General features: G+C 70.1%; 9 protein-coding genes and 1 tRNA gene. 6 read left to right on the top strand and 4 right to left on the bottom strand.

Going from position 1 to position 8,567, the window contains the following annotated elements; genetic code table 11:
- Positions 1–53: 53 nt before the first annotated feature.
- Complete coding sequence (locus ACFWM7_RS30910; RefSeq protein ID WP_383266876.1) at positions 54–1,451, bottom strand: GntP family permease; 1,398 nt, start codon at positions 1,449–1,451, stop codon at positions 54–56.
- An 11-nt stretch (positions 1,452–1,462) separates the two neighbouring features.
- Positions 1,463–1,972 (bottom strand): gluconokinase, encoded by a 510-nt coding sequence (locus ACFWM7_RS30915; protein ID WP_383266879.1) that lies wholly within the window; start codon positions 1,970–1,972, stop codon positions 1,463–1,465.
- 138 nt (positions 1,973–2,110) lie between these two features.
- Between ACFWM7_RS30915 and ACFWM7_RS30920 the strand changes: the two genes are divergently transcribed.
- From ACFWM7_RS30920 to ACFWM7_RS30930, 3 genes are all read left to right on the top strand, one after another.
- A complete protein-coding gene (locus ACFWM7_RS30920) occupies positions 2,111–2,812 on the top strand; it encodes a FadR/GntR family transcriptional regulator (RefSeq protein WP_010057081.1) in 702 nt (233 codons plus the stop codon).
- Positions 2,813–2,882: 70 nt separating this feature from the next.
- Entirely contained in the window at positions 2,883–3,968 is a 1,086-nt protein-coding gene (locus ACFWM7_RS30925) for an S-(hydroxymethyl)mycothiol dehydrogenase (protein WP_383266882.1), read from the top strand.
- Complete coding sequence (locus ACFWM7_RS30930; protein ID WP_383266885.1) at positions 3,968–4,597, top strand: MBL fold metallo-hydrolase; 630 nt, start codon at positions 3,968–3,970, stop codon at positions 4,595–4,597. The genes ACFWM7_RS30925 and ACFWM7_RS30930 overlap by 1 nt, the downstream gene beginning before the upstream one ends.
- 12 nt (positions 4,598–4,609) lie before the next feature.
- Here the strand turns inward: ACFWM7_RS30930 and ACFWM7_RS30935 are convergent, their stop codons facing one another.
- Together ACFWM7_RS30935 and ACFWM7_RS30940 are read right to left on the bottom strand one after the other, a co-directional pair.
- Positions 4,610–5,548: an RluA family pseudouridine synthase gene (locus ACFWM7_RS30935; protein WP_383266888.1), complete on the bottom strand. Its 939-nt coding sequence runs from the start codon at positions 5,546–5,548 to the stop codon at positions 4,610–4,612.
- Positions 5,549–5,610: 62 nt separating this feature from the next.
- Positions 5,611–5,698, bottom strand: a tRNA-Leu gene (locus ACFWM7_RS30940).
- Between the two features lie 184 nt (positions 5,699–5,882).
- On the opposite strand from ACFWM7_RS30940, the gene ACFWM7_RS30945 reads away from it, so the two are divergent.
- The 3 genes from ACFWM7_RS30945 to ACFWM7_RS30955 all read left to right on the top strand — a co-directional run bounded on the left by ACFWM7_RS30945 (position 5,883) and on the right by ACFWM7_RS30955 (position 8,529).
- Positions 5,883–7,217, top strand: coding sequence for a M20/M25/M40 family metallo-hydrolase (locus ACFWM7_RS30945; protein ID WP_383266891.1), 1,335 nt, complete (start codon positions 5,883–5,885; stop codon positions 7,215–7,217).
- Between the two features lie 153 nt (positions 7,218–7,370).
- Complete coding sequence (gene chpH / locus ACFWM7_RS30950) at positions 7,371–7,604, top strand: chaplin ChpH (protein ID WP_006123411.1); 234 nt, start codon at positions 7,371–7,373, stop codon at positions 7,602–7,604.
- A 139-nt stretch (positions 7,605–7,743) separates the two neighbouring features.
- Entirely contained in the window at positions 7,744–8,529 is a 786-nt protein-coding gene (locus ACFWM7_RS30955) for a chaplin (protein WP_383266894.1), read from the top strand.
- The last annotated feature ends 38 nt before the right edge of the window (positions 8,530–8,567 follow it).

Consider the following 8,567-nt stretch of genomic DNA (forward strand, 5'->3'; position numbering starts at 1 on the left):
CGCCCGCCCCGGACGATCCCGGGACGGGCGCACGCGTATGTGTACGGGCTCGGCTACAGCAACAGCGACAGCAGCAGGATGAAGGCCATGGCGACCACGGAGATGATCGTCTCCATCACCGACCAGGTCTTGATCGTCTGGCCGACGTTCATGCCGAAGTACTCCTTCACCAGCCAGAATCCGGCGTCGTTCACATGGCTGAAGAAGAGCGAACCGGCGCCGACGGCCAGCACCAGCAGGGCCGCGTGAGAGGTCGACATGTCGGCGGCCAGCGGGGCGACCAGACCGGCGGCCGAGATCGTGGCGACCGTGGCCGAGCCGGTGGCGAGGCGGATCGCGACGGCGATCAGCCAGCCGAGCAGCAGGGCGGGGATCGACCAGTTCTCGGAGAATTCCAGGATCATCTGGCCCACCCCGGCATCGATCAGCGTCTGCTTGAAGCCGCCGCCCGCGCCGACGATCAGCAGGATCCCGGCGATCGGGGCGAGGGATTTCTCCACGGTGCCGGCCAGCCGGTCCTTGGTGAACCCGGCGGCCCGGCCGAGCGTGAACATCCCGACCAGCACGGCCGCGAGCAGGGCGATCAGCGGCGAACCGATGACCATGGTGACCTTCTGGAGGCCGTTCTCCGGGTTGTCGACCACGATCTCGACGAGCGCGTTCAGCAGCATCAGGACGACCGGCAGCAGGATGGTCGCCAGGGTGGCGCCGAAGCTCGGACGGCGGTCCAGCTCCTCGGAGGGCCGCTGCGGGATCATGTTCTCCGGCGGCTTGATGTCCACCCAGCGTGCGGCGTAACGGGAGAAGACCGGACCGGCGATGATCACCGTCGGGATGGCGACCAGCACACCGAGCGCCAGCGTCACACCGAGGTTGGCGTCCAGGGCGTCGATCGCGACCAGCGGGCCGGGGTGCGGCGGGATCAGCCCGTGCATCACCGAGAGCCCGGCGAGCGCGGGGATGCCGATCCGCATCAGGGAGTAGTTGCCGCGCTTGGCGACGAGCAGCACGACCGGGATCATCAGCACGATCCCGACCTCGAAGAACAGCGGCAGCCCGATGATCGAGGCGATGAGGACCATCGCCCAGGGCATGGCCCGGCCGCTAGCCTTCGCCAGGATGGTGTCGACGACCTGGTCGGCCCCACCCGAGTCGGCAAGCAGCTTGCCCAGGATCGCGCCGAGCGCGATCAGGACGCCCACGCCCGAGACGGTGGAGCCGAGGCCCGCGGTGAAGCTGAGGATCGTGTCGCCCGGGGCGGCTCCGGCGAAGGAGCCGAGCGCCAGCGAACCGATGGTCAGCGCCAGGAACGCGTGCATCTTGAGCTTGGTGATGAGGAGAACGATGACGGCGATACCCGCCAGGACGGCGATGCCCAACTGAGCGTTGCCTGCCGAGGTGATCGGTTCGGCGGCGTCCGCTGCCAGCATCTCGACGCTGAGACTGGTCACGGTGAAGGTCCTTAACTGTCGAGCCGGCGCAGCGCGGCGACGGCTCGCTGGGTGATTTCCTCTGGGGTGCCGGACACGTCGACACTCACCCCGGCCTCGTCGGCCTGGAGCGGCTGCAGCGTCGCGAACTGCGAGTCGAGCAGCGCGGTGGGCATGAAGTGGCCCTTGCGGTCCGCCATCCGCTCCTCGATCAGCGCCCGGTCACCGGTCAGATGCAGGAAGAGGACGTTCGGCGCCCCGTCCCGCAGCCGGTCCCGGTAGACCCGCTTGAGCGCGGAGCTGGAGACGACCCCGCCGAGCCCCGCCCGCCCGTGCGCCCACTCGCCGATGGCGTCCAGCCAGGGCCGGCGGTCGTCGTCGTCCAGGGGGGTGCCGGCCGACATCTTGGCGATGTTCGCCGGGGGATGGAAATCGTCGCCCTCGGCGTACGGAACGCCGAGTTCGGCGGCGAGCAGGGGACCGATCGTGGTCTTGCCGGTTCCTGCTACGCCCATCACCACGACGACGTGGGGGGTGCTCATGGGTGCCTCGCTGTCTCGCTGTCGTCTTCGACATCGGTCCGTCGCGCTACTGAAACCTATTAGGTACGACTTATTCAAGAGCCTGTGACGTAAACGTCGTACTTATTGTTCCCGAGGGTCGCCCCGTAGGCTTGCCTCATGACCACACAGAGCCAGGGGCTGCATACACATGTGCTGGACACCCTGGGTCTGGAGATCTCCTCCGGCCAGTGCCCGCCCGGCAGCGTGCTACGCACCGACGAGCTCGCCCAGCGCTTCGACGTCTCCCGTACGGTGATCCGCGAAGTCATCCGGGTCCTGGAATCGATGCACCTGGTCGAATCCCGCCGCCGCGTCGGCGTGACCGTCCGCCCCACCGAGACCTGGAACGTCTACGACCCCCAGGTCATCCGCTGGCGCCTGGCCGGCGCCGACCGCCCCCGCCAGCTGCGCTCCCTCACCGTGCTGCGCTCCGCGATCGAACCGGTCGCCGCCGGACTCGCCGCCCGCCACGCCACCGCCGAACAGTGCGCCGAGCTCACCGAACGCGCCCTCGGCATGGTCGCCACCTCGCGCGGCCAGCAGCTGGAGGGCTACCTCGAACACGACATCGCCTTCCACCGCATCGTCCTCAACGCCTCCGGCAACGAGATGTTCGCCCGCCTCGGGGACGTCGTCGCCGAGGTGCTGGCGGGCCGCACCCACCACCAGGTGATGTTCGAGGACCCCGACCCGGCCGCCGTCACCCTGCACGTCCGGCTCGCCGAAGCGGTCCGCGAGGGCGACCCGGAGGCCGCCGAACGGATCACCAAGGAGATCGCGGTCGGTGCCCTGCACGAACTGGACGTCCTCGCCCCGTAGAGGGGGCCCCGAGGCGTACGGTGGTCCGCGTTCGATCTTCGCGAAGCGCGGGAGCAGGGAGAGCACGGTTATGGCACAGCAGGTGCAAGCGGTCATCGCACCGGGCAAGAACGAGCCGGTCAGGGTCGAGACGATCGTGATCCCGGACCCCGGTCCCGGCGAGGCCGTCGTGAAGATCCAGGCATGCGGCGTCTGCCACACCGACCTGCACTACAAGCAGGGCGGCATCAACGACGAGTTCCCCTTCCTCCTCGGCCACGAGGCGGCGGGCGTCGTGGAGTCGGTCGGCGAGGGTGTCACCGACGTCGCCCCCGGTGACTTCGTCATCCTCAACTGGCGTGCCGTGTGCGGTCAGTGCCGCGCCTGTCTGCGCGGCCGCCCCTGGTACTGCTTCGACACCCACAACGCGAAGCAGAAGATGACGCTGCTCGACGGCACGGAGCTGTCGCCCGCCCTCGGCATCGGCGCGTTCGCCGAGAAGACCCTCGTCGCCTCCGGGCAGTGCACCAAGGTCGACCCGGAGGTCGCCCCCGAGGTCGCCGGACTCCTCGGCTGCGGCGTGATGGCGGGCATCGGCGCGGCCATCAACACCGGCCAGGTCGGCCGCGGCGACTCGGTCGCCGTCATCGGCTGCGGCGGCGTCGGCGACGCGGCGATCGCCGGCTCCCGGCTGGCCGGCGCGGCGAAGATCATCGCGGTCGACATCGACGACCGCAAGCTGGAGACGGCGAAGAAGATGGGCGCCACCCACACCGTCAACTCCCGCTCCACCGACCCCGTCGAGGCCATCCGCGTCCTCACCGACGGCAACGGCGCCGATGTCGTCATCGAGGCCGTCGGCCGCCCGGAGACGTACGAACAGGCCTTCTACGCCCGCGACCTCGCCGGAACGGTCGTCCTCGTCGGCGTCCCCACCCCCGACATGAAGCTCGAACTGCCGCTCCTGGACGTCTTCGGCCGCGGCGGCTCCCTCAAGTCCTCCTGGTACGGCGACTGCCTGCCCTCCCGCGACTTCCCGATGCTCGTCGACCTCCACCAGCAGGGCCGCCTCGACCTCGCCGCCTTCGTCACCGAGACCATCGGACTCGGCGACATCGAGCAGGCCTTCGCCCGCATGCACGACGGCGACGTCCTCCGCTCGGTGGTGGTCTTCTGATGAGCGCCCGCATCGACCACCTGGTCACCTCCGGCACCTTCGCCCTCGACGGCGGCGAGTGGGACGTCGACAACAACGTCTGGATCGTCGGCGACGACACCGAGGCGATCGTCATCGACGCCGCCCACGACGCCGCCGCCATCGAGGCCGCACTCGGCGGCCGTACGCTGCGCGCCATCGTCTGCACCCACGCGCACAACGACCACATCGACGCAGCCCCCGCCCTCGCGGCGGCCACCGGCGCCCCGATCCTGCTCCACCCGGACGACCTGCCGCTCTGGCTCCGGACCCACCCGGAGCACACCCCCGACGGCGCCCTCACCGACGGCCAGGAACTCACCGTGGCGGGCACCACGCTCACGGTCCTGCACACCCCGGGGCACGCCCCCGGCGCGGTCTGCCTCTACGCCCCCGAGCTGGGAGTCGTCTTCACCGGCGACACCCTCTTCCAGGGCGGCCCCGGCGCCACCGGCCGGTCCTTCTCGTCGTTCCCCACGATCATCGACTCGATCCGGGACCGGCTGCTCACGCTCCCGGGCGACACCAAGGTCCGCACCGGCCACGGCGACCCCACCACCATCGGCGCGGAGGCCCCGCAGCTCGACGAGTGGATCAAGCGCGGCCACTGAGCGCTACGTACATCACTGATCCGGCCAGGCGGAGAGCCGCAGCCCGCTCTCGAAGCGACGCGGCTCCCCGCCCACCGGATCGGTGAACTCCAGCACCCGCGCCAGCAGTTGCAACGGCCGCGAGAAGTCGTCCGGAGCCCCCTCCGCCTCCACCACCGGATACAGCGGATCGTGGACGATCGGCACCCTCAGGGCGTTCATATGGACCCGCAGCTGATGCGTCCGCCCGGTCGCGGGCAGCAGCCGGTACCGCCCGACCCCGCCCCGGTGCTCCACCAGCTCCACCCGGCTCTCGCTGTTCGCCTCACCCGGCTCCTCCCGGGCGGCGAGCACCCCGCGCTCCTTCACGATCCGGCTGCGCACGGTCCGGGGGAGCGCCACCGAGGGGTCGTACGGGGCCACCGCCTCGTACTCCTTGCTCACCAGCCGGTCCCGGAACAGCGTCTGATACGCGCCCCGGTCCTCCGGCCGCACCACGAACAGCACCAGCCCCGCCGTCAGCCGGTCCAGCCGGTGCGCGGGCTGGAGGGCGGGCAGCTCCAGCTCCCGCCGCAGCCGGGCCACCGCGGTCTCGGTGATGTGCCGCCCCCGGGGCATCGTCGCCAGGAAGTGCGGCTTGTCCGCGACCACGATCCGCTCGTCCCGGTACACCACCCCGACCGGGAACGGCACCGGCTCCTCGGCCGCGAAGTCCCGGTGGAACCAGAGATACCGCCCGGCGGCGTACGGCTCCGAGCCCCGCACGGCGACCCCGTCGGCCCCCACGAACCGGTCGGCATCCACCATCTCGCCGACCCGGTCCGCCCCGATCGCCCCACCGAACCGGTCGACCAGATGCTCCCCGACGGTGGTCCAGGTCCGCCCCGGATCCTCCGGAAGTCGCACCCGTACGGCATCGATCCCGCCCCGCTGGGGAAGAGGGGCGGCGGGCGGCTTCCTGCGACCTCGCATCCTCGCCCCTCTCCGTAACCGTCCGACGACGCAAAAGAGCCCCACCGAAGTGGGGCTCCTGCTGGTGTCCGAGGGGGGACTTGAACCCCCACGCCCGATAAAGGGCACTAGCACCTCAAGCTAGCGCGTCTGCCATTCCGCCACCCGGACAAGGTGTCTGTCTCGCGGGCCCGTGCCCGTTCCGACGTGGAAAACCATAGCAAACATTCGAGGGTGCTCGATCACGCCCCGATGGCTGTGAACGGTGCGTGACGGGGGGTGTGCGCCCTTGGGCGTACGCCGTGGGCGCGGGAGGATGAGGAGGAGCACCACAGCGACAGTGGAAGGAACCAGCGTGAGCGAGAGCAGCACGGGCCGGACCGTCACCGGTGGCAACGCCGAGCAGGAGGTCGTCGACCTCTGTCGTGACCTGATCCGGATCGACACCAGCAACTACGGCGACCACTCGGGCCCCGGTGAGCGGCTCGCGGCCGAGTACGTCGCGGAGAAGCTCGCGGAGGTCGGCCTGGAGCCGCAGATCTTCGAGTCGCACAAGGGGCGGGCCTCCACCGTCGCCCGGATCGAGGGCGAGGACCCCTCCCGCCCGGCACTCCTCATCCACGGCCACACGGACGTCGTCCCGGCCAACGCGGCGGACTGGACGCACGACCCGTTCTCCGGGGAGATCGCGGACGGCTGCGTCTGGGGCCGGGGCGCGGTCGACATGAAGGACATGGACGCGATGACCCTCGCGGTCGTACGGGAGCGGATGCGCAGCGGCCGCAAGCCCCCGCGCGACATCGTGCTCGCCTTCCTCGCCGACGAGGAGGCCGGCGGTACGTACGGGGCGCGCTACCTCGTCGACAACCACCCCGGGCTCTTCGAGGGCGTCACCGAGGCGATCAGCGAGGTCGGCGGCTTCTCCTTCACCGTCAACGAGAACCTGCGGCTGTATCTGGTGGAGACGGCCCAGAAGGGCATGCACTGGATGAAGCTGACCGTGGACGGCACCGCCGGACACGGCTCGATGATCCACCGGGACAACGCCATCACCGAGCTGTCCGAGGCGGTGGGGCGGCTGGGCCGGCACAAGTTCCCGGTGCGGGTCACCAAGACGCTGCGGCACTTCCTGGACGAGCTCTCGGACGCGCTCGGCACCGAGCTGGATCCGGAGGACATGGACGAGACGCTCGCCAAGCTCGGCGGCATCGCCAAGCTCATCGGCGCCTCCCTCCAGAACACCGCCAACCCCACCCAGCTCGGCGCGGGCTACAAGGTCAACGTCATCCCGGGCCAGGCGACCGCCCACGTCGACGGCCGCTACCTGCCCGGGTACGAGGAGGAGTTCCTCGCCGACCTGGACCGGATCCTCGGCCCCAACGTCCGGCGCGAGGACGTGCACGCGGACAAGGCCCTGGAGACCACCTTCGACGGGGCTCTGGTGGACGCCATGCAGACCGCGCTGGTCGCCGAGGACCCGATCGCCCGGGCCGTGCCGTACATGCTCTCGGCCGGCACCGACGCCAAGTCCTTCGACGACCTGGGCATCCGGGGCTTCGGCTTCGCCCCGCTGAAGCTGCCGCCGGAGCTGGACTTCGCCGGGATGTTCCACGGTGTCGACGAGCGGGTGCCGGTCGACGGTCTGCAGTTCGGCGTGCGGGTGCTCGACCGGTTCATCGACCACTCCTGACTGCCCTATGAGCGATTCGCCGTCGATTCGGCCACCTGTGCGGACATGTCCGAACGAGTGAAACGAGCCGTTCACACGTAGCCCCGTCAGTTCCTCCTCGTTACAAGGTTTGCGGTCCGCGGCTGGGACCGCATTTTCCAACTAGGAGGAATCATGATCAAGAAGGTCGTCGCAGTTGCGGCTGCCACCGGTGGCCTCGTTCTCGCGGGTGCGGGCATGGCTTCCGCCGACGCGGGCGCCCAGGGTGCTGCCATCGGCAGCCCCGGCGTGCTCTCCGGCAACGTCGTCCAGGTTCCGGTCCACGTGCCGGTCAACGTGTGCGGCAACACGGTCTCCGTGATCGGTCTGCTGAACCCCGCCTTCGGCAACACCTGCGTCAACGCCTGACGTTGAACGTCAACCCGTAAGGGTTTGAGCTCGACCGGTCCCGGAGTGCACTCCATGCACTCCGGGACCGTTCGGCATTCGGCTCCCGCACGGTCAAGTCCGGGGGTTTTTCGGAAGCCAGAAGGCAGGAAACGAACCTATGCGACAGGTCACTCGTAAAGGCCTGATCACCATGGCGGCGGCGGGCGGAGTGCTCGCGCTGAGCGGCGGATACGCCCACGCCGACTCGGGGGCGGCGAGCACCGCCTCCGGCTCGCCGGGCGTGCTGTCCGGCAACTCGGTCCAGGTCCCGATCGACATCCCGGTCAACGTCTGCGGAAACTCCGTCAGCGTCGGCGGACTGCTCAACCCCACCAGCGGAAACGACTGCGGAAACGGATCAGCAGGATCCGACCGGTCCGCGCAGTCCGACCGGTCCTCCGGCCCCCAGGACAGCTCGGGGAACGGCGCCCGGGCGGGCGAGACCACCGCCTCGGACCGCACCTCCGAGCCCGGCACGGGCCGTCACCGGGCCCCGGACGGCGGCGGCGCCACGGCGGAGGGGATCGCCCAGGGGTCGCCCGGCATCCTCTCCGGCAACTCGATCCAGGCGCCGATCGACATCCCGGTCAACGTCTGTGGCAACAGCCTCACCATCGGCGGACTGCTGAACCCCGCCTTCGGCAACAGCTGCTCCAACGACGCCGAGGTTCCGCCCCCGCCGCCCGAGGAGCCGGAGAAGCCCCCGGTCACGCCGGAGAAGCCGGTCGACCCGCCGGCCAACCAGCCGCCCGAGCCGAATGCTCCCGAGACCCGGAACATTCCGCAGGAGCAGCTCGCGCAGACCGGTGGGGGCGGGCTCGAACTGCTCATCCCGGCCAGCGCAGGACTGCTGCTCGCCGGTGCGGGATCGGTTCTCTACCGCCGCTCGCGCAGCGCCGCCTGATCCGGGCGCGCACAACACGGCACAGCACAGAAGAGAGA

Source organism: Streptomyces sp. NPDC058375 (assembly GCF_042723425.1).
Lineage (GTDB): Bacteria > Actinomycetota > Actinomycetes > Streptomycetales > Streptomycetaceae > Streptomyces > Streptomyces durocortorensis.

What these genes read in the sequence shown, in the direction of transcription:
- ACFWM7_RS30915 (WP_383266879.1), bottom strand. Translation starts at nt 1,972, where the DNA reads ATGAGCACCCCCCACGTCGTCGTGGTGATGGGCGTAGCAGGAACCGGC.
- ACFWM7_RS30920 (WP_010057081.1), top strand. Translation starts at nt 2,111, where the DNA reads ATGACCACACAGAGCCAGGGGCTGCATACACATGTGCTGGACACCCTG.
- ACFWM7_RS30925 (WP_383266882.1), top strand. Translation starts at nt 2,883, where the DNA reads ATGGCACAGCAGGTGCAAGCGGTCATCGCACCGGGCAAGAACGAGCCG.
- ACFWM7_RS30930 (WP_383266885.1), top strand. Translation starts at nt 3,968, where the DNA reads ATGAGCGCCCGCATCGACCACCTGGTCACCTCCGGCACCTTCGCCCTC.
- ACFWM7_RS30935 (WP_383266888.1), bottom strand. Translation starts at nt 5,548, where the DNA reads ATGCGAGGTCGCAGGAAGCCGCCCGCCGCCCCTCTTCCCCAGCGGGGC.
- chpH (WP_006123411.1), top strand. Translation starts at nt 7,371, where the DNA reads ATGATCAAGAAGGTCGTCGCAGTTGCGGCTGCCACCGGTGGCCTCGTT.
- ACFWM7_RS30955 (WP_383266894.1), top strand. Translation starts at nt 7,744, where the DNA reads ATGCGACAGGTCACTCGTAAAGGCCTGATCACCATGGCGGCGGCGGGC.